The sequence below is a fragment of the Lysobacter enzymogenes genome (genome assembly GCF_017168095.1).
GTDB classification, from domain to species: domain Bacteria; phylum Pseudomonadota; class Gammaproteobacteria; order Xanthomonadales; family Xanthomonadaceae; genus Lysobacter; species Lysobacter enzymogenes_D.
The window spans coordinates 1-205 of the sequence record NZ_LXSD01000355.1; positions in this window are offsets into that span (position 1 = coordinate 1).

Genomic DNA, 205 nt, shown 5'->3' on the forward strand with positions numbered 1-205 from the left:
GAGGCAGAGGCAACAGCAGAGTCAAAATGGGTTCCGGCTTTCGCCGGAATGACGGTCTGGGGGATTGCGGGCTTCGGAGGTCACGGCGGCGCCGCGTCGCTGCGGCTGGGTTCCGGCTTTCGCCGGAATGACGGTGTGGGGCTGCGGGCTTCGGGAGGTCACGGCGGCGCCGCGTCGCTGCGGTTGGGTTCCGGCTTTCGCCGGA